This is a genomic window from Nonomuraea sp. NPDC049419, assembly GCF_040676995.1.
GTDB lineage: Bacteria > Actinomycetota > Actinomycetes > Streptosporangiales > Streptosporangiaceae > Nonomuraea > Nonomuraea salmonea.
Genome location: NZ_JBFAQB010000001.1, coordinates 505,346 through 526,904, shown reverse-complemented (window position 1 = coordinate 526,904; position 21,559 = coordinate 505,346). Strand labels below are relative to the sequence as shown.

22 protein-coding genes and 1 pseudogene are annotated in these 21,559 nt (G+C 70.8%); 10 read left to right on the top strand and 13 right to left on the bottom strand.

Annotated elements, in window-relative coordinates:
• Positions 1-8: 8 nt before the first annotated feature.
• Complete coding sequence (locus tag AB0K12_RS02615; RefSeq protein WP_364555104.1) at positions 9-722, top strand: acetoacetate decarboxylase family protein; 714 nt, start codon at positions 9-11, stop codon at positions 720-722.
• Positions 723-765: 43 nt separating this feature from the next.
• Here the strand turns inward: AB0K12_RS02615 and AB0K12_RS02610 are convergent, their stop codons facing one another.
• The 6 genes from AB0K12_RS02610 to AB0K12_RS02585 all read right to left on the bottom strand — a co-directional run bounded on the left by AB0K12_RS02610 (position 766) and on the right by AB0K12_RS02585 (position 6,497).
• Positions 766-1,650, bottom strand: coding sequence for a glycosyltransferase (locus AB0K12_RS02610; RefSeq protein WP_355411320.1), 885 nt, complete (start codon positions 1,648-1,650; stop codon positions 766-768).
• 183 nt (positions 1,651-1,833) lie between these two features.
• A complete protein-coding gene (locus tag AB0K12_RS02605) occupies positions 1,834-2,601 on the bottom strand; it encodes a CDP-alcohol phosphatidyltransferase family protein (RefSeq protein ID WP_364555103.1) in 768 nt (255 codons plus the stop codon).
• The gene (locus tag AB0K12_RS02600) at positions 2,579-3,619 is read right to left on the bottom strand and encodes an iron-containing alcohol dehydrogenase family protein (RefSeq protein WP_345409547.1); all 1,041 of its coding nucleotides are present in this window, start codon (positions 3,617-3,619) and stop codon (positions 2,579-2,581) included. Before AB0K12_RS02600 ends, AB0K12_RS02605 begins: the two co-directional genes overlap by 23 nt.
• Before the next feature lie 28 nt (positions 3,620-3,647).
• Positions 3,648-4,382 (bottom strand): phosphocholine cytidylyltransferase family protein, encoded by a 735-nt coding sequence (locus AB0K12_RS02595; RefSeq protein ID WP_364365206.1) that lies wholly within the window; start codon positions 4,380-4,382, stop codon positions 3,648-3,650.
• Positions 4,383-4,458: 76 nt separating this feature from the next.
• On the bottom strand, positions 4,459-5,067 hold the full coding sequence (locus tag AB0K12_RS02590) for a DUF5941 domain-containing protein (RefSeq protein ID WP_364555102.1): 609 nt from the start codon (positions 5,065-5,067) through the stop codon (positions 4,459-4,461).
• 11 nt (positions 5,068-5,078) lie between these two features.
• On the bottom strand, positions 5,079-6,497 hold the full coding sequence (locus AB0K12_RS02585) for a CDP-alcohol phosphatidyltransferase family protein (protein ID WP_364555101.1): 1,419 nt from the start codon (positions 6,495-6,497) through the stop codon (positions 5,079-5,081).
• 111 nt (positions 6,498-6,608) lie between these two features.
• On the opposite strand from AB0K12_RS02585, the gene AB0K12_RS02580 reads away from it, so the two are divergent.
• Entirely contained in the window at positions 6,609-7,868 is a 1,260-nt protein-coding gene (locus AB0K12_RS02580; RefSeq protein WP_364555100.1) for a bifunctional cytidylyltransferase/SDR family oxidoreductase, read from the top strand.
• 26 nt (positions 7,869-7,894) lie between these two features.
• Entirely contained in the window at positions 7,895-9,631 is a 1,737-nt protein-coding gene (locus AB0K12_RS02575; RefSeq protein ID WP_364555099.1) for a CDP-glycerol glycerophosphotransferase family protein, read from the top strand.
• 145 nt (positions 9,632-9,776) lie between these two features.
• Here AB0K12_RS02575 and AB0K12_RS02570 read toward each other — a convergent pair whose 3' ends face one another.
• Complete coding sequence (locus tag AB0K12_RS02570; protein ID WP_364555098.1) at positions 9,777-10,793, bottom strand: glycosyltransferase family 2 protein; 1,017 nt, start codon at positions 10,791-10,793, stop codon at positions 9,777-9,779.
• Between the two features lie 82 nt (positions 10,794-10,875).
• Here AB0K12_RS02570 and AB0K12_RS02565 point away from each other — a divergent pair, with 82 nt between their 5' ends.
• From AB0K12_RS02565 to AB0K12_RS02545, 5 genes and pseudogenes are all read left to right on the top strand, one after another.
• Positions 10,876-12,315 carry an LCP family protein gene (locus AB0K12_RS02565; protein WP_364555097.1) on the top strand — a complete coding sequence of 480 codons (1,440 nt, stop codon included), beginning with the start codon at positions 10,876-10,878 and terminating at the stop codon, positions 12,313-12,315.
• 34 nt (positions 12,316-12,349) lie between these two features.
• Positions 12,350-12,697 carry an STAS domain-containing protein gene (locus tag AB0K12_RS02560; protein ID WP_364555096.1) on the top strand — a complete coding sequence of 116 codons (348 nt, stop codon included), beginning with the start codon at positions 12,350-12,352 and terminating at the stop codon, positions 12,695-12,697.
• A 122-nt stretch (positions 12,698-12,819) separates the two neighbouring features.
• Positions 12,820-13,008 (top strand): annotated as a pseudogene (locus tag AB0K12_RS02555) (GNAT family N-acetyltransferase); the annotation flags it as partial.
• On the top strand, positions 13,005-13,841 hold the full coding sequence (locus AB0K12_RS02550; protein WP_364555095.1) for an LLM class flavin-dependent oxidoreductase: 837 nt from the start codon (positions 13,005-13,007) through the stop codon (positions 13,839-13,841). The pseudogene AB0K12_RS02555 and the gene AB0K12_RS02550, both read left to right, overlap by 4 nt.
• A gap of 90 nt (positions 13,842-13,931) precedes the next feature.
• Complete coding sequence (locus AB0K12_RS02545) at positions 13,932-14,660, top strand: DUF4097 family beta strand repeat-containing protein (protein WP_364555094.1); 729 nt, start codon at positions 13,932-13,934, stop codon at positions 14,658-14,660.
• A 92-nt stretch (positions 14,661-14,752) separates the two neighbouring features.
• Here AB0K12_RS02545 and AB0K12_RS02540 read toward each other — a convergent pair whose 3' ends face one another.
• Entirely contained in the window at positions 14,753-15,904 is a 1,152-nt protein-coding gene (locus AB0K12_RS02540; RefSeq protein WP_364555093.1) for a transposase, read from the bottom strand.
• Positions 15,905-15,957: 53 nt separating this feature from the next.
• Here AB0K12_RS02540 and AB0K12_RS02535 point away from each other — a divergent pair, with 53 nt between their 5' ends.
• Positions 15,958-16,131: a type II toxin-antitoxin system prevent-host-death family antitoxin gene (locus AB0K12_RS02535; protein ID WP_364365171.1), complete on the top strand. Its 174-nt coding sequence runs from the start codon at positions 15,958-15,960 to the stop codon at positions 16,129-16,131.
• Positions 16,132-16,404: 273 nt separating this feature from the next.
• Here the strand turns inward: AB0K12_RS02535 and AB0K12_RS02530 are convergent, their stop codons facing one another.
• The 3 genes from AB0K12_RS02530 to AB0K12_RS02520 form a co-directional block, all read right to left on the bottom strand.
• Complete coding sequence (locus AB0K12_RS02530) at positions 16,405-17,226, bottom strand: hypothetical protein (RefSeq protein WP_364555092.1); 822 nt, start codon at positions 17,224-17,226, stop codon at positions 16,405-16,407.
• A gap of 80 nt (positions 17,227-17,306) precedes the next feature.
• Positions 17,307-18,437 carry a hypothetical protein gene (locus AB0K12_RS02525; RefSeq protein WP_364555091.1) on the bottom strand — a complete coding sequence of 377 codons (1,131 nt, stop codon included), beginning with the start codon at positions 18,435-18,437 and terminating at the stop codon, positions 17,307-17,309.
• A gap of 251 nt (positions 18,438-18,688) precedes the next feature.
• Positions 18,689-19,495: a helix-turn-helix transcriptional regulator gene (locus AB0K12_RS02520; protein ID WP_364555090.1), complete on the bottom strand. Its 807-nt coding sequence runs from the start codon at positions 19,493-19,495 to the stop codon at positions 18,689-18,691.
• A 109-nt stretch (positions 19,496-19,604) separates the two neighbouring features.
• Between AB0K12_RS02520 and AB0K12_RS02515 the strand changes: the two genes are divergently transcribed.
• Positions 19,605-20,405, top strand: coding sequence for a hypothetical protein (locus AB0K12_RS02515; protein ID WP_364555738.1), 801 nt, complete (start codon positions 19,605-19,607; stop codon positions 20,403-20,405).
• A 54-nt stretch (positions 20,406-20,459) separates the two neighbouring features.
• On the opposite strand, the gene AB0K12_RS02510 is transcribed toward AB0K12_RS02515, so the two are convergent.
• Both AB0K12_RS02510 and AB0K12_RS02505 read right to left on the bottom strand, forming a co-directional pair.
• Positions 20,460-20,837: a VOC family protein gene (locus tag AB0K12_RS02510; protein WP_364555089.1), complete on the bottom strand. Its 378-nt coding sequence runs from the start codon at positions 20,835-20,837 to the stop codon at positions 20,460-20,462.
• Positions 20,838-20,950: 113 nt separating this feature from the next.
• The gene (locus AB0K12_RS02505; RefSeq protein WP_364555088.1) at positions 20,951-21,430 is read right to left on the bottom strand and encodes a hypothetical protein; all 480 of its coding nucleotides are present in this window, start codon (positions 21,428-21,430) and stop codon (positions 20,951-20,953) included.
• Between the last annotated feature and the right edge of the window lie 129 nt (positions 21,431-21,559).

Sequence of the window (21,559 nt, the reverse complement as noted above, 5' to 3'; positions counted from 1 at the left end):
CTGGTGTCATGGCATCGCATCTGATCCAGGGCCGGACGCTGGACATGCCCGTGCGGGTGAGGGACGCCGAGGTGTGCAGTGCCTTCTACCCGGTGCGTGCCGACGCCGCGCGGGCGGTGATCGCCTACTCCGGGCTCGACGTGGCCGAGGTGCTGCCCGGCAAGGCCGTGTGCGTGCTGGTGTTCGTCGACTACCGCGACGGTGACCTCGACGCCTACCACGAGTTCGGCATGGCCTTCATGGTGCGCAGGCCGGGCGTCCCCGCGAGCGTGGGCCCTGGCGAGCTGCGGCACGCGGGGGTGTTCGTGCACTGGCTGCCGGTCGACCAGACGTTCACGCTGGAGGCCGGGCGGTCGTTGTGGGGGTTCCCGAAGGAGCTGGCCGACATCGAGCTGCGGCTGCGGTCGCCGTACAAGCGGTGCATCCTGCGCAAGGACGGGCGGCTGGTGCTCGACCTGCTGGTCAAACCTGGCGCGCCGGTGCCGGGGGCGAGCGTGATGGCGCCGCTCGACGCCTACACGCACCGCGACGGCGTCACCAGGGTCGTGCCGTGGACCGTTCGGGCCCGCGGCGCCCAGGTGCGTCCCAGCGGCGCGCTGATCCGCCTGGGCAACCACCCCATCGCCAAGGAGCTGAGCGAGCTGGGGCTGCCCAAGCGGGCGATGTTCAGCAGCACGGTCGCGCACGCCGCGATGTGCTTCGGCGAGGCCAGGCGGCTGTGAACGTCAGGCTCTGATCGTCAGGCCCGAACGTCGGCTCTGAACGTCAGACGATGGGCGGGCGGCCCAGCTTGACCATGCGCCACGCGGTGCGCCACGCCATCGGCCGCCGCTCGCCGGCCGGGGTGCGCAGGCCCTCGAAGAAGCCGGAGAACCACGCCTTGAGCGCGGCCGAGGAGCCGCGCTCGCGCACCAGCGTGAGCACCACCCAGTTGGTGAGGTAGAGGAAGGCCAGCGGCCACGGCAGGTTGCGGCGGGCCAGCCAGACCCGGTTGCGGGCGTTGAGGCGGTAGAACTCCGCGTGCCTGGTCGGCGGCACCTGCGGGTGGTACATCACCGTCTCGGCGTCGTATTCGATGCGGTAGCCCTCGCCGAGCAGCCGCCAGGCCAGGTCGGTCTCCTCGTGGGCGTAGAAGAACCGCTCGGGCAGCCCGCCGACCTGGAGGAAGGCCGAGCGCCTGATCGCCGACGCGCCGCCGAGGAACGTGGTGACGGGCGACGAGCGCTGCGGGTCGCCTGCCCGCAGGCGCGGCACGTGGCGGCGCTGGCCGATGCCGCCGTCGGGGTCCATCACCCGGAAGGAGATGACCGCGAGGTCGGGCTCGGTGGCGAAGCGGTCGCGCACGTGGGAGACGACCTTCTGATCGGCGTACCAGCCGTCGTCGTCGAGGAACAGCACGACGTCGCCTGAGCACTCTTCGACGCCCCGGTTACGGCCGGCCGGGATGCCGGTGTTGTGGTCGAGCCGGATCGATTTCACGACCGCGGCCGAACCCTCGGGTGGCGTCGCCGACAACTGGGGCACGTCGGCTCCGTTGCCTACGATCACCACCTCGACGTCGCCGTCGACCTGGTTGAGCGCGGACTCGACCGCCCGGTTCAGCTCCGCAACCCGGTTGCCCATGGTGAGGATGACGCACGAGATCTTCAACGAATCATCGTCCTGACGCGCTGAGAACACGAGCGGAGCATTCTTTCATGATCACCGAGTCTGCTGGTCTGCATGGTCCTGGATGGTGAAGCTAAGCGTATCGGAACCGACAGTGAACCCCCACCGAACCGCGGACGTCCGATCAATACGACGGACAAGACGCCTCGGCGGTTCCGGTGGAGATCAAGCAAGTCGTCTCGATGCCATGATGCTGATCAGATGCAGCACCACTTGCACGGCGGCGGCGATGGCGCAGGCCACCACGAGCACCCTCGTGGCCGTCGGCACGCCGATGACCGCGTCGATGATCGCGGTCACCACGGCCAGCAGCGACAGCTCGATGGGCTGCATGATGCGGTGGAACCGCGTCGCCGCCAGGATCCGCCGGCCCAGCCCGAGCAGCCCCGAGCGGAACTGCACGGCCGCCGCCTCGGTGGCCGCGCCCAGGCCGCCCTTGGCCCTGGCCACCTCCACCAGGTCGCTCTCGGCCTTGATGAGGATGGCGCCGAGCGCCCCCGCGAAGCCGAGCACGGTGTACCAGTCGGGCAGCACCTCGGAGGCCCGCCAGCCGAGCCCGGCCAGCACGGCCGCCTCGGCGAAGTAGGCGCCCACCCGGTCGAGGTAGACCCCGGCGAGCGAGGTCTTGCCCGTCCAGCGGGCCAGCTCGCCGTCGGAGCAGTCGAGCAGCAGGTAGACCTGGATGAGCAGGGCGGCGAGCACGGCCGCCCACAGCCCCGGCAGGGCCAGCACGAACCCGGCCGCCACGCCGGCCACCGTCATCACCCAGGTGAGCTGGTTGGGCGTGACGGAGGTCTTGGTCATCGCCCAGGTGACGTAGATGGACAGCCGGCGCATGTAGAGCACGCCCGCCCAGTGCTCGCCGTTGCGGCGCTCCAGGTGGCCCGCGGGCTGGGCCACCTGCCTCAGCTCAGCTACCGAAGGCCCGGACATAGTCCCCCACCCGATCGCGAATCTCCGAGTCCTGCATCCGCAGGTGCTCCAGGATCGTGTAACGGCCGGGGCGGGTGGCCGGGGCCAGCGCGACGACCTCGGCGAACTGCTCGGCGCTCAGCCCGATGTCGCCGGGCACGACGGGCAGCTCGTGGCGGCGCAGGCAGCCGACGACCTGCTCGACGCGGGCGGCGTCCTCGCGCAGGAAGAAGCAGAAGGCGGCACCGATGCCGGCGAGCTCGCCGTGGTTGGAGGTGCCGGGGAAGAGCTGATCCACGGCATGAAGGATCTCATGGTCTCCACCGCTCGCGGGCCGGGATGAGCCCGCTACCACCATGGAGATGCCCGACAGGATCAGCGACTCGGCGAGCACGGTCAGGAACGCGTCGGACTCGATGGAGTCCTTGCGCCCGATGAGCGCCTCCGCGGCGGTGCGCGACATCGAGCAGGCCAGCCCGTCGATGGGCTCGCCGCGCTCGACGTTGCCGAGCTGCCAGTCCTCGATCGCCGACAGGTTGCTGATGACGTCGCCGACGCCCGCCCGCACCAGCGACTTCGGCGCACTGTGCACGAAGTCGAGGTCGACGAGGATGGCGAGCGGCATCGGCACCCCGAACGTGCCCTTGCCACCCTCGTAGACCAGCGAGGCCGTGGGCGAGCAGATGCCGTCGTGGGACAGGTTGGTGGCCACGGCCACCATGGGGATGCCGGCCAGCGACGCGGCGTATTTGGTCGCGTCGATGGTCTTGCCGCCGCCGACGCCCACCACCACCTCGTAGGCGCCCTTGCGCAGGTCGGCGCCCAGCGAGACGGCCGCGTCGACCGTGCCGTCGGCCACCCTGAACACCTCGGCCTCGCCCAGCGTGGGCGCGATGAGACTCTCGATGTGGTCGCCCTGGCCGGGGCCGACCGCCACGGCCACCCGGCCGGAGGTGGCCACGCGGCTGTCGGCCAGCAGGGCGCCGAGCTCGGCCACCGCGCCCCGCCTGACGTCCATCGTCAAGGGCGCCGGCAACATCCTCGCGAGAAGCGGCATGCGCGCCCCCTCAGTAGTGGACGGCTATGGTGCGGGCCTTGGCCAGGTCGTCGTGGTTGTCCACCTCGACCCAGTCGACCTCGCCGATGGGCGCGGCGTGGATCAGCTCGCCGCGATCGACCATCTCCTGGTAGCCGTCCTCGTAGTAGAGCTGGGGGTCGCGCTCGTACGTGGTCTTCAGTGCGTCGGCCAGCCGGTCGGCCGCGCCCGGGCGGATGAGGGTGGCGCCGATGTACTCGCCGTAGGCGTCGGCCGGGTCCATCAGCTTGGTGATGCGCCGCAGCGCGCCCTCGGGCGTCAGCGTGACCTTCATCTCCTCGTCGGCCAGCTTCTTTACGTTGTCGACGGCCAGCAGCACGTCGCTCGTCTCGGGAGCCGACAGCAGGGTCTTCTCCACCGAGACGGGGTGCACGGTGTCGCCGTTGACCAGCAGCACGCCCTGGGCGAAGTAGTCGCGCGCGCACCACAGGGAGTAGGCGTTGTTCCACTCCTCGGCCTTGTCGTTGTGCACGAGGGTGAGCCGGACGCCGTGGCGCTCCTCCAGCTCGTCCTTACGCTCCTGCACGGCCTGCGCCGCGTAACCGACGACGACCACGACCTCGCGCAGGCCCACCTCGGCGAGATTGCGCAGCGAGATGTCCATGATCGTGGTTTCGCCGTCGACCGGCACGAGCGCCTTGGGCAGCGTGTCGGTGTACGGCCGCAGGCGTCGTCCGGCCCCAGCGGCCAGAACCATTCCCAGCAACGTGCACTCCTCAGTCGGCATGACTTCCGTGGCCCAAAGAGTATTCGTCTTTGGGCCCCGTGCGGGTAATCCGGCGTCAGTCTTGCGTTCCCGCCTCGGCGGCCTCGACCCCGGATCGGGGTGCGGCGAGCCAGCACGTGAGGCTCTCCCAGCCGAACAGGCCCCAGAGATAGACCGCGAGCAGGACGTAACCGGTGCTCAGCCACCCTGACAGGGCGATCAGCGAGATCGCCATCATCCTGCCGTCCCAGCCGAGCCCGAGGGTGGCCAGCCACGGCGGCGGATAGACGCGCTGGCGCAGCCTGTAGACCAGATCGTAATGATGGAAGGCGAGCGCGCCGAGCAGCGCGAAGATCAGCACGGGGTGCACGCCGTTGGCGAAGCCGCAGGCGGCGATGAAGGTGTACTCGATGAGCCGCAGGATCGGCGGCACGAGCCAGTCGAACCTGCCGTCGTGCGGGTGCGTGCTGCCCGGGCCCGCCAGCAGCAGCGTCACGGCGGGCGCGAACACGGCCAGCCCGTCGGCCCCCGCCACGCCGATGACCAGCAGCACGCCCGTCACGAACGTGCCGGCGAGCACCGGCGGCAGCGGCGGCAGCTGCCCGGCCACGAGCAGGCCCATGGCGCGCGAGAGCGGCCCGTCGTCGCGGTAGGCGACGACGGTGCTGTGGGGTACGGGGGTCATCTGCACCGATATCACCTGGCCGACCTCGCGATCCGTCCGGCGAGCTGGTAGAGGGCGGCCACGCCGCCCCAGCTGAGCAGCGCCAGGAACGTCACGCGGGCGTTCCAGAACGCGGCGGTGGCGGCGATCAGCGCCATGCGCTCGCCGATGGGCAGCACGATCATCTTCTTCAGCCAGCGGGCGATCGTGTCGCGTTCGAGCCGGTGGGCGAGCTTGAGCACCCCGCCTGGCGCGCGGCGCACGTCCTGGGTCTCCAGCAGGCTGCGGGTGGGCCGGCCCCAGGAGGCGCCGACGCGGGCGCCGTCCTCGACCGCCCCCGCGTAGGAGGCGTCGATGCCGTGCCTGACCACCTGGAGGACCATGGCGGCGACGGCGAGATACCAGATGCCGGGGTCGGCGGAGCCGGCCGCCAGGCCGACGTAGACGGCGTACTCCTTGAGCCGGTCGGACATGCCGTCGGCCCACGCGCCGAGCGGCGAGAAGCTGCGGGTGTAGCGGGCGAGCTGGCCGTCGAGGCAGTCGAGCGCGAACGACAGGTAGAGCAGCGCCGCGCCCAGCACGAGCGCGCCGCGGGTGCCGCCCGAGAACCACACGGCGGCCAGCACCGCGAGGCCGGCCGAGATGCCGGTGACGGTGTTGGGCGTGAGCTTGAGCCGTACGGCGGGCTTGATGAGGTGGCGGGTCCAGGTGGAGACGAAGAAGGTGGCGAAGAAGCCGTCGTCGGCCTTGACCGAGGTGTCGAGCCTGACCTTGGCCTCGTCGACCTCCGCCAGCCGGCGTACGGCGGCGTCGGCGGCGTTCTGGCCGGTGACCCGGTCGGCGTGCAGCGAGCCGATCGCCGCCGCCCGCACGCTCACCCCCGACCTGACGAGCCCGACGAGCAGCAGGTCGACCGCCTCCACCGGGGTGACGGGGCCGAGCCTGCCCTCCTCGGCCAGCTCCGCCAGCTCCTCAGCGACGTCGGCGAGCGTGCCGAGGTCGGCCTCGCCGGCCTGCAGCACGCCGCGGAAGGTCGCGTTGGACTCGGGCACGAGGTGGAACGAGCTGCCCGCGGCCACGACCTTGCCGCCCTCGACGCGGACGGGCGGGCGCATCGGGGCGGCGGTCGCGTCGTGGGCAATGAGCGCGGCGGTGCAGCGCGCGGGATGTTCGAGGAGCAGCGCGAGCGCCTCGGTGTGGGCCACCAGGTCGGCGGGCAGCACGGCCACCGCGCCCGTGGTGGTGCGAACGATCTTGGCGATGCCGCGCAGGTCGGCGGCGAGGCCGCCGCCCGCGCTCATCACCTGCACCTCGCGGACGGGCAGGGTGGCGAGCTGGTCGTTGAGCCGGTCGAGCAGGGTGCCGTCGCCGCTGAGAAGCCTGCCGGCGGGCGTCGTGGCGAGCAGCACGACCGATGTGGCCGTGCTTTCGCGGGTCAATGAGTCGGGCAAAGCGCAGGTCTCCTCCCGGTCGGGGTGGAGTGCGTGGACTGGGGGGTGCGTAGACACAGCGTAGCGACAGGTCAACGCGATATCACGGACCGGCACCGTTACGCTGCCCGTATGAATTCACGGCTGCGATCGGTCGGAGTGCTCCTCGCGGGCGGTGTCGGACAGCGGGTCGGGGCGGCCACGCCCAAGCAGCTCATCGAGGTGGCGGGGCGGACGATCATCGAGCACTCGCTGGCCGCGTTCGAGCGCGCGCCGGAGATCGACGAGGTCGTGGTGCTGATGACGCCCGGGTACGCCGACCGGGTGCGGGAGATCGTGGCGGCCGGCGGCTACCGCAAGGTGAGCAAGGTCGTGGACGGCGGGTCGAGCCGTACGGAGAGCACGTGGCGGGCCCTGCAGGCGATCGGCGAGCAGGAGTGCAACGTGTTGCTGCACGACGCCGTACGCCCGCTTCTGGAGCCCCGGATCATCACGGAGTGTGTCCGCGCGCTGGAGACCCACGAGGCCGTCAACGTGGCGATCCCGTCCTCCGACACGATCTTCACGGCCGTGCCGGAGGACGGCGGCGAGGTGATCGGAGAGGTGCTCGACCGGTCGCGGCTGCGGCGCAGCCAGACCCCGCAGTGCTTCCGCCTGTCGGTCATCAGGCGGGCCTACGAGCTGGCGATGGCCGATCCCGGCTTCGCCGGCGGCACCGACGACTGCGGGGTGGTGCTGCGCTACCTTCCCGAGGTGCCGATCCACCTGGTGCCGGGCAGCGAGCGCAACATCAAAATCACCCATCCCGACGACCTGCACATCGCCGAGCTGCTCTTCGAGCTGCCCGCGCCGGTGCCGCGCGGCGGCGACGACGCCCTGGCGGGGCAGGTCGTGGTCGTGGTGGGCGAGGCGCTGCCCGGGCCGTCGAAGGGGGCCGACGTCCACGTGCTGAGCAGGGCCGATGGGGTGCGGGTCGAGGACTACGACTCCGTGGCCAAGGCGTTCGGCGACGTGGGCCCCGCCGATCACGTGGTGGTCGCGGCGGGCCCCGGCCATCGGGGCGAGCTGGCGCGGGTGGGCGGCGAGACCGTCGCCGACGCGGTCGCCGCCCTTCACCTGGGCGCGCTCAACGTGGCCCGCGCCGCCCGGCCCCACCTGCGGCGCAGCCTGCTGTTCCAGGTGCCGCCCGGCTCGGGCGCGCTGCACGCCTCCGGCGCGGCGGCGGTGGCCGCACTGACCCGGGCGCTGGCCCTCGAATGGGCCTCTGACGGCATCCGGGTCAACTGCGTCAATACCGGTGCCTCTCCGCTCCTGGTCGCTCAGACCTCGCTGGACATTCTCATCTCCGACCTATCAGGGCAAGTCATAGACGTGCGCGTTGACGGCGCTTGACCCGCACCTTGTTACCGTGCGTTCGCATGAGGAGACTCATCGTGAGCGCGGCGCTGCTCGGCTGCTACCCCGTCCTGCTGGTCGCGGCCCTGTGGCCGGCGCCGGTGCTGTTCGGGCCGGCAGCTCTGGCGTCCTACGCCGTCGAGTACGCCGCACCGCGCGCCGCCCGCCCCCTCACCGAGGCGCTGGCCAAGGTGCACCTCGGCATCACGCTGCGCTTCGCGGTCCGCGAGACCCTGGCGCTGCTGCTGGTCGCGCGGACGACGGGGGCCGACTCGCCGTGGTTCGTGGCGCTGGCGGCCGGGATGCTCGCCGTGCACGGCGTCCGCGCCCTGCACACCGGCCTCGCCCTGCGGCTGCGGCAGATGCTCAGCAGGATGCCGGTCACCACCCGCAACCTCGACGTCTCCGCGCTGCGCATCCCCAAGCTGCCGCCGGGGCCGCTGCGTGACGGCCGCAGCGTGGTCTTCCTCTACCTCGACGCGTTGCCCGTGCTCGGGGCCGTCCAGGGGGCTGCGCCCGCCACGCTCGGGGCCGCCCTGGCGCTCGCGGCCGGGCTCGCCGGTGCGCTCGCGCTCATCCCGTACGTCCGCCGCGCCGCGCCCCTCACCGACCGCGCCCGCGTCCTGGAGGTCGTCGGCGAGCAGGTCGAGCGGTACGCCCCCGAGGTCATCCTGTACTTCTCCGGCGCCACCGCCGCCGCCTACCAGGCCAGGATGTGGCTGCCCACCCTCGAACGCATCCGCCGCCGCGCCATCGTCGTCCTGCGCGAGCGCGGCATGGCCGCCCACCTGGAGGGCACCAGCCTGCCGATGCTGTGCATCCCGTCGTCGGCCGACCTCATGAGCTTCCGCGCCCTGGCCGGCGCCAAGCTCTGCCTGTACGTCTCGAACGTCGGCAGGAACGTCCACATGCTGCGCATCCCCACCCTGCGCAGCGCCTTCCTCAACCACGGCGACAGCGACAAGGAGGCGTCGTTCAACCCGTTCTCGCGGGTCTACGACGAGGTGTGGGTGGCCGGGCCCGCCGGGCGCGACCGCTACCGGCGGGCCAAGGTGGGCGTCAGGGACGAGAACATCCACGAGGTCGGCAGACCGCAACTGGAGGGCATCTCGACGAAGGGGCCCGGACTGCCGTACCGGACCGTCCTCTACGCGCCCACCTGGGAGGGCTGGAACGACGACCTGTTCCACACCTCGCTCGTCACCATGGGGCCGCGCATCGTGCGGGCGCTGCTCGACCACCAGCCGCCGCTACGCGTCATCTACAAGCCGCACCCGCTCACCGGGCACCGCGACAAGGCCGCGACCCGGGCGCACCGCAAGATCGTCACCATGATCGAGGCCGCCGAGCTGGCCGCGTCGAAGGCCCGCCACCCCTCCCGCGCCGCCGCCGAGGAGCCCCGCATCCGCCACCTCATCGTCACCGGTCCCGAGCCGCACCTGTACGACTGCTTCAACGAGTGCGACCTGCTGATCAGCGACATCTCCAGCGTGGTGGCCGACTTCCTGGCCAGCGAGAAGCCCTACGCCGTCACCAACGTCGCCGGCCTCCCGGAGTCCGCCTTCCACGAGCGCTACCCGAGCACGGAGGCGGGCATGCTGATCGACGCCGACCTGTCGGGCCTGACGGAGTTCCTGGACGGCGAGGACACCCTGGCCAGGGCCCGCGTCAAGCTCCGCAGCCACTTGTTCGGCCCGGAGTACCCGGACGCCCTGACCCGCTTCGACGCCGCCATAGAACGCCACTTCACCGACTCCTGACTCACCCACCGCACCACGCGGGTCCTTTGAGGGGTGAAGGCTCTTGCGGACGGGTCGCCGTCCGGTAGCGGGGGGCGCGCCGTACCCCGCTCTTCTCTCTGAAAGGACCCCGCCGGAGTGCGGCGGGGTCCTGATCTGCGGGGGGTCAGTTGAGGGGGCGGGAGAGTTTCTTGGGGCTGGTCAGGAAGCCCCAGCCCCAGGAGCAGTGCATGGTGGCGTACACCAGCGGCAACCGGAGCCGGGCGCTCATCGGGAGGCCGCCGCCGGTGAGGACGGAGCCCGCCACGATGGCGAGCAGGTAGCCGCCGGGGATGATCAGCCCGAGGGGGAAGAACGGCGAGACGACCAGCCCGAGCAGCATCGCCAGCACGGCGGCCGGCGGCGCGAGGTAGCGCAGGTTGATCGTGCCCTCGTGGGTGCGGGCCACCACCCGGCGCCACCGCCCGTAGTGGAAGTACTGCTTGGCGAGCGCCTTGACGTTGGGCCGCGGCCGGTAGGTGACCCGCATGCGGGGCTGGAACCACACGAGCCCGCCGGTCTGGCGGATGCGGTGGTTCATCTCCCAGTCCTGGGCCCGCTGGAAGTGCTCGTCGTAGCCGCCCACCCGGTCGAGCGCCGAGCGGCGGAAGACGCCGAGGTAGACGGTGTCGGCAGGGCCGGAGGTGCCGCCCACGTGGAAGGCCGCCGCGCCGACCCCGATCTTCGAGGTCATGGCGCAGGCGACGGCCTGCTCGAAGGGCGTGATGCCCTCGGCGGCCATGATGCCGCCCACGTTGTCGGCGCCGGTTTCGGCCAGCGTCTCGACGGCGACGCGCAGGTAGTCGGAGGGCAGCATGGCGTGCCCGTCGACTCTGGCGACGATGCCGTTGCGTGAGGCGCCGATGGCCGCGTTGAGCGCGTTGGGCGTACGGCCTGTCGGATTGGGTACGACCGTCACCCGCCGGTCGGCCGCCGCGATGGCGTCGGCGACCTCTTGGGTGCGGTCTTGTGACGGCCCCACGGCGAGGACGACCTCGATCTCGCCGGGGTAGTCCTGGGCGAGCACCATATCGACGGCCTCGCGGAGGTGCCGCTCCTCGTTGAGGACCGGCATGATGACGGAGATGGGGGGCCAGCCGCGCGTCTCCGCGGGCGCGTGCGGCGAGTCGGGGAACTGCTTCATGGCGGGGCTCACGCTACTGTACGACCGAGGCAGGAGGGCAATCCAACGCCCGATACTCCGGCGTGAGCAAGAGGGGGACGGGATGGGCGACCCGGGCGAGGAGGACGGCGGTGTGCTCGTGGGCGGCGACGCCTACGGCGGCGTCAAGCTCTCACCCGCACGCACCCGGAAGCCGCGCAGGAGCGCCAAGGCCCGCCGCCGCAACGTCATACTCGCCGGTTTCCTGTCCTCCTGCGTGCTGGTGACGACGGGCGTGGTCTGGGCGACGCCGCGCCAGATCGGCACGGTCGACGCCGGGGTGACCGCGCGCTCGTCGAGCGGCGCCGAGAACATCCTGCTGGTCGGCGTCGACAAGCGCGACGACCTCACCCGCCAGCAGCAGAACCGGCTCAAGCTGGGCCGGGAGGCCGGCCAGCGCACCGACACCATGATGGTCATCCACCTGTCGGAGGACCACAAGAAGGTGACGGTGGTGAGCCTGCCGCGCGACACGTGGCTGACGATCCCCGGCAAGGGCGACCACAAGATCAACTCGGCGTACCAGTTCGGCGGGCCGAAGCTGGCCAAGCAGACCGTCGAGGCGGCGACCGGGCTCGAGATCAACCGCTACATCGAGGTCAACATCCTGGGCTTCATCGACGTCGTCGACTCGCTGGGCGGGGTCACGGTGTGCACGCCGGTGCCGATCGACGACACCAAGATCGCCCTCACCCTGCCGGCCGGCACCCACCAGCTCAACGGCGTGCAGGCGCTCGGCTACGCCCGCACCCGCGCCACCGCCCGCTCCGACCTCGACCGCATCGACCGCCAGCAGCAGGTCATCTCGGCGCTGCTCAACCGGGCGCTCAGCGCCGACACGCTGGCCAACCCGGGCAAGCTGGCCTCGTTCGTCAACTCGACGCTCAGCACGGTGAAGGTCGATCCCGACGACGGGCTGCTGGGCCTGGCCACGCAGTTGCGCGACGTGTCGCTGGACGACGTGAAGTTCGCCGAGGTGCCGCTGGCCGACGTCGACTTCAAGACGCCCACCGGCGAGTCGGCGGTGCTGTGGGACAAGGCGGCGGCCCGCGAGATGTTCAGGAAGATCGGCGCGGACGAGGACCCGGCCAAGCCGACCGCGTCCACGTCCCCGAAGCCGTCGGCCAAGCCGACGGCGCTCGCGCCCGGCGACGTCTCGATCAAGGTCAAGAACGGCACGCTCATCACGGGCCTGGCGGCGCGGATGAAGGAGGCGCTCGTCGCGTACGGGTTCAAGGTGCCCGGCAAGCCCGGCAACACCAACAAGAAGGACTACAAGCAGACCTTCATCCGTTACGGCGCGGGCATGGAGCAATCGGCGAAACTGGTCGCCGCCGCCATTCCGGGCGCCGAGCTGCGCGCGGCCGACATCGACGGCATCGAGCTGATTCTGGGCAGCGACCAGCCGAAAGTCCAGCAACGGAAGTCAACGGCCACCCCAAGTGCCAAGCCGAGCGTTACACCAACCACTAAAACGGCAATGGAGAACATATGTAAGAAATAGGTATAACAATCCGGGTGACGGGCAGGTGAGGCCCATGGTGGTCGATTGCTGGCGAGAGGAACCCTGCACGGTTCTGCACGTCGTGGGCGATCTCGACGTGGCCGGAGCGCCCAGGCTCCGCGCGGAGCTGGAGCAGGCGTTGTCCGCCGCCGGCCCGCCCAATCTGGTGGTCGATCTGACCGAGGTGCCCTTCTGCGATTCCGTCGGGCTCGGGGTGCTCGTGGCGGCGTACAACATGATCCAGAACATGAACGGCCGGATGATCCTCGTCGTCGCGCCGGGAATGATCCGCCATCTGCTCACGATCACCCATCTCGACCGCCATTTCGAGACGAGCGATTCGCTCAACGGGGCACGCGCTGCGCTCGGCAGCGCCGCCTGACTCCCTTTTTCGTGAAATCTGCTGAACGCCTGTGCCCGGTGCCGTCCGCGGCGTGCAGGCGTGCGAGATCATGGTCGGGTCATCGCGACGCCTGGGAGGCCGTCACGTTGTTCGAGCAGTTCCCCGAGCACCGCGGGCGCGGCTACGTCGACGACCTCCTCGCGTACGGCACCCGTACCCTCGCCGCCGAGGGCCTGCGCCGCATCGTGGCCGCCACCGACGTCGCGAACGCCCCCGCTGCCGCCGCGTTGCGCCGTGCTGGATACTCGGAGGTCGGCCGGTTGTTCCGCTATTACTGGAGGACATCGTGAGACTCGGCGTCATGTACGACCGGGACCTTCCGCCCGAGCAGCTCGTCCCGTTCGCGCGGGCGCTCGACGAGACGTCCGTCGACGACCTCTGGGTCGTCGAGGACCTCGGCTGGACCGGCGGCGTCTCGGCGGCGGCCACCGCGCTCGCCGTCACCTCCCGGCTGCGCGTCGGCATCGGCATCACGCCCGCGCCGCTGCGCAACCCGGCGCTGCTGGCCATGGAGCTGGGCAACCTCGCGCGGCTGCACCCGGGGCGGCTGGCCGCCGGCATCGGCCACGGGGTGGGCGACTGGATGCGCCAGGTGGGCGCCGCCGTCCCGTCGCCGCTCTCCCTCCTGGAGGAGACGATCACGTCCGTACGCGCCCTGCTGCGGGGCGAGACCGTCACCCTCGCCGGCAAGGAGGTGCGGCTTGACGGGGTGTCGCTGGTGCACCCGCCCGTCGTCGTGCCGCCCGTGCTCGCCGGGGTGAAGGGGCCGCGCTCGCTGGCGCTGTCGGGACGGGTGGCCGACGGCACGATCCTGCCCGAGGGCATCGCGCCCGCCGACCTGCCCCCTTACGTCTCGCGCATCGACGGCGGCGCCGACCACGAGCTGGTCGTGTTCGCCTACCTGCGTCTCGGCGCCACCACCGCGGACTCCCAGGCCCTTGTCGAGGGGCAGGCCGGATTCCTCGGGGTCGAGCCGTCGGAGGTGGCGGTCGCCGAGGGCACGCCCGAACAGGCTGCGGCGCACGTCAAGGAGCTGTGGGCGGCGGGCGCCACCACGGTCGCCATCCGGCCGCTCGGCCCCGACCCCCTGGGGCAGGTGAGGACCCTGCTGTCCGCCCTCTGACCCTCTTTGGCCGAATGGTCGATGCCGGCGGCGGTTCGTTCGGCCGGACGGCTGATGGCCCCGGCGTCCCGTTCGGCCAGCATCGAGGGCATGAGGCAGATCGCGGCACTTGCGGCAAGTACGACGCTCCTGGCGGCGGCCACCGTCGGTTGCGGGATCGACCTGGACGCCAAGGAGGTCCACACGACCAGGGCGTTCCCGCACACGGGCACCGCCCTGACCATCGACGTCTCCGTGGGCGGTGTCCGCGTGCTCCAGGGCACCGGCGACGCCGTGAAGGTGGACCGGTGGCTGCGCGGCAAGGCGGCCACCGGCGAATCCTCGTGGTCCCTGCGCGACGGCACCCTGCGGCTCAGCGCCGACTGCACCATGGTGTTCGGCGACTGCGGCGCCCGCTACCACGTCAGGGTGCCGCCCGGCGTCCGGCTCTCGGTCGACGCCCCCGACGGCGTCGTCCTCAACGACCTGGCCCAGGACGTGGACGCCGTCAGCCGCGAGCGCATCCAGGTGACCGGCTCGTCCGGCCGCCTTCGCTTACGGGCCGAGGGCTCGGTGCGGGGCGTCAACCTGAAGTCGCCCGATGTCCGCGTCCGCACCTCCGACGGTGCCATCGACCTCGCCTTCGCCACCCGTCCCAAGGACCTCGACCTGCGGTCACGCGACGGGAGGGTGACGGCTCGGGTGCCGTCGGGCGCGTACGCGGTCACCACCGTCAGCCAGGACGGCAGCCGGCGAACGGAGGTCGAGCAGGACCGCAAGAGCGACGCCACCATCGTCGCGCGTAGCGACACGGGCGACGTCCGCATCCTGAAGAATTGACGCGCTCCCCGGCCTGAAGGCCGGGGATTCAGCCCGTGCCGCGTCGTACGGCACCTCTGTGGCTTCCTGTTTCGCTGGGTCCTGCCCCTCCGCTAGGCGGCGGGTCTCACGGTCCCTCCGCAGGCGTTTAGCCTCTCCGCTCGTCCAGCGGCGAGGATGTTGATCGCCGCGTTGACGTCCCGGTCGTGGGCCGCGCCGCACGGGCAGGTCCACGAGCGGATGTTCAGCGGCATCGACTCGTCGACGGTCCCGCAGGCCGAGCACAGCTTCGACGACGGGAAGAACCGGTCGATCCTGACGAGCGTGCGGCCGTACCGGGCGGCCTTGTAGGCGAGCATCGCCGTGAACTGGCCCCATCCGGCGTCGTGCACGCTCTTCGCCAATTTCGTGCGGGCCAGGCCCTTCACAGCAAGGTCCTCCACCATCACCGCTTGGTTGTCACGGATGATCTGGGTGGAGAGCTTGTGCGCGAAGTCCCGGCGCGCGTCGGCCACCCGGGCGTGCGCCCTGGCGACCTTGACGACGGCCTTCTTCCGGTTCGCCGACCCCTTCGCTTTCCTGCTGAGCGCCTGCTGGGCTTTCTTCAACCGGCGTTCGGCGCGACGCAGGAAACGCGGGTTGCCGATCTTCCGGCCGTCCGACAAGACCGCGAAGTGTGTCAGACCCAGGTCGATGCCGACCTCGGCGACCGTCTCCGGCAGCGGCTCGTCGCCCGTCTCGACCACGAACGAGGCAAAGTACCGGCCCGCCGAGTCCTTGATCACCGTCACGCTGGACGGCTCGGCGGGCAGCGAACGCGACCAGCGGACCGGCACGTCGCCGATCTTCGGCAGGCGCAGCCTCCCGCCCGTTGTGATCGTGAAGCGGGCGTTCCTGGTGAAGCGGATGGCCTGCCGCCTGTCCCTCTTGCACCGGAACCGGGGCGGGGCGACCTTCGGCCCCTTCCGCTTGCCTGTGATCGAGGCGAAGAAGTTGCGGTAGGCGGTGTTCAGGTCCGCCAGCGCCTGCTGGAGCACCACGGCGGATACTTCGCCCAGCCATGCCCGTTCCGGCGTCTTCTTCGCCTGCGTGATCACCTGCTTGGACAGGCTCCCGTCCGAGATGTACGGCAGCCCGTTCTCGCGAGCCTCCTGCCGCAGGCGCAGCCCGTCGTTGAACACCACCCGGGCGCACCCGAACGCCCTGGCCAGCGCTTGACGCTGACTCGGCGTCGGGTAGAGGCGGAACCTGTACCGGAGCTGCACAGATCAATTGTACAGCTAGGTACATGAAGATGCGTCCATGTACGCTGCCCCGTATGGAGTCGGAAGAGATGAGCGTCGCCGACGCGCGCCGGCTGTTCGCGGACGTCCTCAACGACGCCGCTGTCCGAGGCCGCATCACCTACATCACCAACCGGGGGCGCAGAGTCGCCGCCATCGTGCCGGTGCCAGTCGCGGAAGCCGCCGAAGCGCAGCGCGAGCCCGGCTGACACCGCGGGTTAGAGCACGCTCGGGCCTTGACGGCCCTCCCGCGCGGGCCTTCACCCCCGGCCTGAAGGCCGGAGCACTGGCCCGCATCTCGGTAGCCGCCGAACGGGCCGCACGGCGCGGGGCGCGGGGGCGCCGCACGGCGCGCGAGGTGCGGAGCGGTGCCCGGGGTGCGGAGCGGTGCCGCGACGCACGGCGCGGGGGCGCGGGCGTCGCGACATGGCGGGTGCGGGGGACGGGTTCTCGCCGCCACCCCGCACCCGATTTATCCGGATTTACTGCCAGATAGCGGCGTATACGCCGTTCTCGGCATTGACCTGCACCGGGCGCAGGCCCTTCGCCTTGAGTGCGGTGGTGCGGGCCTGGTAGTCGGCGGCGGTCATGTCCACGTAATGGGCCCAGGACTTGACGCCGTCCTTGCGCCACACCGCCGCGTACGTCCCGTCAGGCGCCACTGCGACCCTGACCGGCCGGAACCCCTTGGCCTTCCTGGCCTTGAACTCGGCCGCGTGCTGCTGCTTGTTCTTGCCGTAGGAGTAGTACCACTCGCCCCCTGTGTCGGCGCTCCAGACGGCGGCGTAGCGCACGTCACCCGGGGTGCCGTACGCGTCCACACTGGTCAGCGCCAGCCCGTCGGCCTCCGCGTACTTGTTGTAGGCGGCGAAGACGCTGCCCTTGAGGTTCGACTTGGCGAGGAACGCGCCGCGCTTCTTCTCGAAGACGGCGGCGAACACCGCCGACCCGGCCGGCCCGGTGGCCGAGACGGACACCGGCTGCCCGCCCTGCTTCAGCGCGGCGTCGAACCGCTTCTGGTACCCGGAGGCCGACATGCCCTGCCAGATGCCGTACTTGTCCGGCGAGCCGCCCTTTTCCCAGACCGCGGCGTACCGTTCCCCGTCTGAGACGTTCACCGTGATCGGCCGGTACCCCTGCTTCATCAGTCTGGTCGCCCGCTCGACGCTCTGCTTCGCGGTCAGGCCGTGATAGGCCTCCCAGCCGCCGGCGGCGCTCGCCTGCGCGCCGGCCGTCGCCGTCATCGGTACGGCGGCCCCCGCCACCACGGCCGCGACGATCGCGAGCTTTCCGGTGGTCCGCATAGATCCCCCATGAACACTTCTTGACCGTTTTCTGTCGGACGGATGACCATAACAGTCATTCCAGACAGACCGCAGCGGGTTCAGCGGACTTGCTCGAACGGGGTCGGCGACTGGCCGGTCCAGCGCCAGAGGCGGGCGGTGCCGGTGTTCTTGGAGACGCCGTCCTCGGTGACCTTGCCGGCCTCGGCCGCGTAGAACAGGCCGCGGCCGAGTGAGATCAGGCCGTACTCGCCGTTGAACTGCCAGCCCCTGACCCCGGAGGCCGGGTCCTGCAGGCCGCCCTTGGCCAGCGTGAGCAGCTCGCCGCGCTCCGGTTGCGGCTGACCGGCGACGTCGCCGGTCCTCGGGCGGGCGCGGCCGTCCACGACGAAGAAGGGGTAGTTGGGGAACTGCGGCTTGGAGCCCTGGTAGACGGCCAGCATCCAGTCGCCGGTGTGCTCGTCGTACTCGAGGTTCTGCACGCCGTACCTGGTGTTGCCGGTGTAGGCGAAGTACTTGCCGGTCACGCGGCCGGGGCCGCTCTTGTGCGGGGCGCTCTCGGTGAGCGGGCGCTCGTACCTCTTCCACTGGCGGATGTCGTACTGAAGCAGGACCTGGTGGTCGTTGTCCTGGCGGCCGGTGTTGGCGTAGACGCCGTACGCGACGGTCAGCCTGCGCGGCCCGCCCTTCTTGCCGAACTCGGGGCCGAACGCGACGCCGTCGATGCCGCTGCAGCCGTAGCGGTGGTCGGGCGTGTCGGCCACGTTGCCGTCGAAGACGCCGTCGCCGTTCATGTCGGCGGTGTAGTCGGCCACGACCTCCTTGAGGTAGACCGTGCTGACCACGTCGCTGGTCTGGGCGTCCATGTCGGGACGCGTGACGCGGTCCACGTCGAAGATCGCGATGTAGAACGACTCCTGCTCCTTGTACTCGAGCGAGCCGTACACGCGGCCGTCCTCCTCGTTGAAGTCGAGGTCGCCCAGGTGCCCGGTGAAGCCCTTGACGGAGCCGACCAGGTTGCCCTGGAGGTCGGTCTTGACCAGGACGTTCGTGAAGGAGAAGTACATGTACCCCTTCCGCTCGTCGATCGCCATGCCCTGGACGTGCCCCTCCGTCCAGGCCCCGCCGGAGATCTCCATCGGGAAGCGCTGTGGGGGGTGGGCGGCCGCGTAGGCGGGGGTGGACACTGCGGTGACGGCGGCGGCGAGGGTGAGGGTCAGGACCTTGCGCATGGTGCGGTACTCGCTTCGGGGCTCGATGATCAATCCGATTTCCGACGGTATACCGCGTTTGTGAAGTTGCCTGACTGCCACCTGAACGGACGGCGAAGCCCTCGCGAATTGGGTCCTGGCACGGCTCGGACCGAGCGCTGCCGTCCAGGCGGGAGGCGGCCCGCCATGCTCTGGACCGGTCACCGCCCTGATCGGCCTGCGGGACGCCCCGGGCGTTTCGTGTCGGCCACCCACGCCCACCTCACCGGTGCCTACGGCGTGAGGACGAGCTGCGGGCTCTGCGTTCCCGTCGCGCCGCGGCGCCACTGCGGGGGTTCGCTCTGGCGCGGGCCTGGTTCCACCGCGACAGCCGTGGTGTAGCGCCCGGGCGGCACCTCGTGCGCGAACGGTCCGCACGTTCGCGCCTGGTCTCCCCTCAGCGCACCGAGCTCGCACGTACGGAGGGTCTTCGCCAGCGGCGCGCGGGATGCGGCGTTGTGCAACCAGACGTAGGCGACCGCGCCGTCCACCGCGCCGACCGCGCGCATGTCGAGCGACGCGATCACATCGCCGCCGGTCAGCGCGACACACGGCTGCATCGAGATCGGCACGCGCGGGGATGCGTGCGGCGAGCGGCACCGCGTCGGTACGTCCGGCACGGCCTCGCCCGAGCCCCAGAAGAACGCCGCGCCGGCCACGAGGAACGCCAGTGCCGTGCCGGCGACCTTGTACACGACGCGCGGCCGGGGGGATGCCTCCGCCGTCTCCGGCTCGGTGCGCGCGGGCTCGCCGGCGGGCTGGGCATGCTGCTCGACCTCGTCGTTGATCTCGTGCCAGCGCCGCTCCCAGTCGGCGGTGTCCGTCACGCCGCAGGCTCGTACGTAATCGAGGGTCGCCGGCAGGCTGGGCAGCCTGAGCCCCTTCGCGGCCTCCGAAAGCCTGCTCGGTGAGCAGCCGACCCGGGAGCCCATGATCCGGTACGTCGGTTGTCCCGCCGCGACGCGCAACTGGCGTAAGTCGTGCGCGAAGCGTTCGATCAACCCGCCCTCGGGATCGAGTTTCCGTTCTGGCCTGCCCATTCGCCCTGCCTCGTTGATCAAATGACTGATCGGTGGTGATCAATCAAAGCGTGACAAGGATGAGCCGTGCCGAACAAGTCGGCCATCTGAGGAGGAATGAGTGAAGACGATGTTCGCGGCGGCGGTCGCGGTCGCCCTGGGTTGTTGCGGCGGCGCGGCGCCGGCGCACGCCACCACGGAGATGGCCTTCCGCGCGTACTCCGGCGCGAGCCCGAGCGCGCACCAGGCCCACTTCGAGAGCCTGCGCAGCCGGGGCTACCGGCCGATCACGGTGAGCGTCTCGGCAGGGCCGAAGTACGCGGCCGTCTGGGTCAAGAGCGGCGGCTCAGCCTGGATCTCCCGGAGCGGGCTGTCGGAAGGGAGCTTCAAGGCTCGGTTCGACGAGTACCTCGCACAGGGCTATCAGCCGATCTCGGTGTCCGCGACGGGTCCTGCGGGCCGCGCGACGTTCGCCGCGCTGTGGGAGAAACGCTCAGAACGGTTCTTCTCCCGCATGGGGCTCACCGGCGCCCAGTTCGCCGCCCAGAACCGGAAGGCCCACGCGGACGGGTACGTACCGGTCTCGATTGATATGTACGGCACGCCGTCGGATCCCCGGTACGTCGCGGTCTGGCGGAAGAGCGGGGGAGGCGGCTGGTACTACTCGTACGGAAAGTCGTTCGCCGGACACAAGAGCTTCTTCAACGAGCGCACCGCCGAGGGCTACCGCCCGACGGCGGTCGCGGTGGGCCCGGGCGGCACCCGGTTCGCCGCGGTCTACCGCAAGGACGGCGTCCGCCCCTGGCACCACTACATCGACACCTCCGCCTCCGCCTACCAGCGCAGATTCGACAGCCTGGCGGCCCGCGGCCTGCGCCCGGTGCAGGTGAACATCGAGGACGGCGTGTACGCCTCGGTCTGGACCCGCTGACGCCCTGAGCGACCCGGTCGCCGGGGCCCGCACCCTGGCGACCGGCCGCGGCCTCTAGCCCACCAGCTCCACCTCGAACCCGTCCTCGTTCTCCAGGTAGGCCGCATAGTGCTGCTCACCCCCCGCGTACGGATGCCGCTCGGGAAACATCACCACCCACCCATGCGCCACGGCCTCGGCGGTCAGCTCATCCACCCGCTCCCGACTCCCCGCGTGAAAGGCCAGGTGATTGAGCCCCGGCCGCAGCCGCTCATGCCGATCGGGCGTCATGGCCGGCGACTGCTCAAGAACCAGGTACGTCTCCCCCAACCGCCAGCTCCGCCCACCAGGCCAGTCCTGGAAGACCGCGTACCTGAGTGCCTCCAGCAACCACCCCCAGCTCCTGACGGCCCGCTTCAGGTCGGGCACCCAGACCTCGATGTGATGCACCATCCCCGCAACCATGCGGGAGACCCTACGCCGCCACACCGACAAGATCGCCGCCCCTGCTCGGGGGCGATCGGCGCGGCTGCGAGGTGCCGAGGTCCGGAGTCACGCCTTCCCGTTCAGCGCCGCCAGTGCCCGCCCAGACACGTATAGGTGCGCCCGTTGGACGCCACCCCCACCGCTCCAGAACTGCCGCAGAACCCGCCGGGATGCGCTCGGGTAAGCGGCGCCGGCTCACGTACGGGCTGCGGTTTCGGGGTGCGCTCGGGCGGGCGGCGTCCCCTGTCGGAATCGCGGTCATCGAGGTCACGGCCTTTGGTGACGCCGTCGCCGTCCTTGTCGTCGTCGTACCGGTCGGCGATGCCATCGCGGTCGAGGTCCGGGCGTGGTTTGGGGGTCGGCGTCGACTCGGCCGCCCACGTGGGCTCTGACGGCGCCGGCGAGCTCGTGTACGCGGTGACCGGTGTGGGGCCGAGCACAGCAGCGCGCCTCGGCTCGTCGTCACCACCGAAGAGAGCGCTGCACCCTGCCATGACGAGCCCCGCGACGATGAGACAACCCCACGTGCCTTGCTTACCTGTCTCGGACTTACCGGTCATGACATCCCCTTCCGTTCCGCAACCACGAACGGTAATTGGGATGCTCCTCTACGCTGTTTGGTTGTCGGTTGGAACGTTCCGTTAACCCCAGCCCACTCGTCGCATCCTCGGTCACCCGGCCGACCCAAC

What these genes read in the sequence shown, in the direction of transcription:
- AB0K12_RS02560 (WP_364555096.1), top strand. Translation starts at nt 12,350, where the DNA reads ATGGTGGTCGATTGCTGGCGAGAGGAACCCTGCACGGTTCTGCACGTC.
- AB0K12_RS02580 (WP_364555100.1), top strand. Translation starts at nt 6,609, where the DNA reads ATGAATTCACGGCTGCGATCGGTCGGAGTGCTCCTCGCGGGCGGTGTC.
- AB0K12_RS02605 (WP_364555103.1), bottom strand. Translation starts at nt 2,601, where the DNA reads ATGTCCGGGCCTTCGGTAGCTGAGCTGAGGCAGGTGGCCCAGCCCGCG.
- AB0K12_RS02590 (WP_364555102.1), bottom strand. Translation starts at nt 5,067, where the DNA reads ATGACCCCCGTACCCCACAGCACCGTCGTCGCCTACCGCGACGACGGG.
- AB0K12_RS02530 (WP_364555092.1), bottom strand. Translation starts at nt 17,226, where the DNA reads ATGCGGACCACCGGAAAGCTCGCGATCGTCGCGGCCGTGGTGGCGGGG.
- AB0K12_RS02510 (WP_364555089.1), bottom strand. Translation starts at nt 20,837, where the DNA reads ATGGTGCATCACATCGAGGTCTGGGTGCCCGACCTGAAGCGGGCCGTC.
- AB0K12_RS02505 (WP_364555088.1), bottom strand. Translation starts at nt 21,430, where the DNA reads ATGACCGGTAAGTCCGAGACAGGTAAGCAAGGCACGTGGGGTTGTCTC.
- AB0K12_RS02515 (WP_364555738.1), top strand. Translation starts at nt 19,605, where the DNA reads ATGTTCGCGGCGGCGGTCGCGGTCGCCCTGGGTTGTTGCGGCGGCGCG.
- AB0K12_RS02575 (WP_364555099.1), top strand. Translation starts at nt 7,895, where the DNA reads ATGAGGAGACTCATCGTGAGCGCGGCGCTGCTCGGCTGCTACCCCGTC.
- AB0K12_RS02535 (WP_364365171.1), top strand. Translation starts at nt 15,958, where the DNA reads ATGGAGTCGGAAGAGATGAGCGTCGCCGACGCGCGCCGGCTGTTCGCG.
- AB0K12_RS02545 (WP_364555094.1), top strand. Translation starts at nt 13,932, where the DNA reads ATGAGGCAGATCGCGGCACTTGCGGCAAGTACGACGCTCCTGGCGGCG.
- AB0K12_RS02525 (WP_364555091.1), bottom strand. Translation starts at nt 18,437, where the DNA reads ATGCGCAAGGTCCTGACCCTCACCCTCGCCGCCGCCGTCACCGCAGTG.
- AB0K12_RS02615 (WP_364555104.1), top strand. Translation starts at nt 9, where the DNA reads ATGGCATCGCATCTGATCCAGGGCCGGACGCTGGACATGCCCGTGCGG.
- AB0K12_RS02600 (WP_345409547.1), bottom strand. Translation starts at nt 3,619, where the DNA reads ATGTTGCCGGCGCCCTTGACGATGGACGTCAGGCGGGGCGCGGTGGCC.
- AB0K12_RS02570 (WP_364555098.1), bottom strand. Translation starts at nt 10,793, where the DNA reads ATGAAGCAGTTCCCCGACTCGCCGCACGCGCCCGCGGAGACGCGCGGC.
- AB0K12_RS02565 (WP_364555097.1), top strand. Translation starts at nt 10,876, where the DNA reads ATGGGCGACCCGGGCGAGGAGGACGGCGGTGTGCTCGTGGGCGGCGAC.
- AB0K12_RS02520 (WP_364555090.1), bottom strand. Translation starts at nt 19,495, where the DNA reads ATGGGCAGGCCAGAACGGAAACTCGATCCCGAGGGCGGGTTGATCGAA.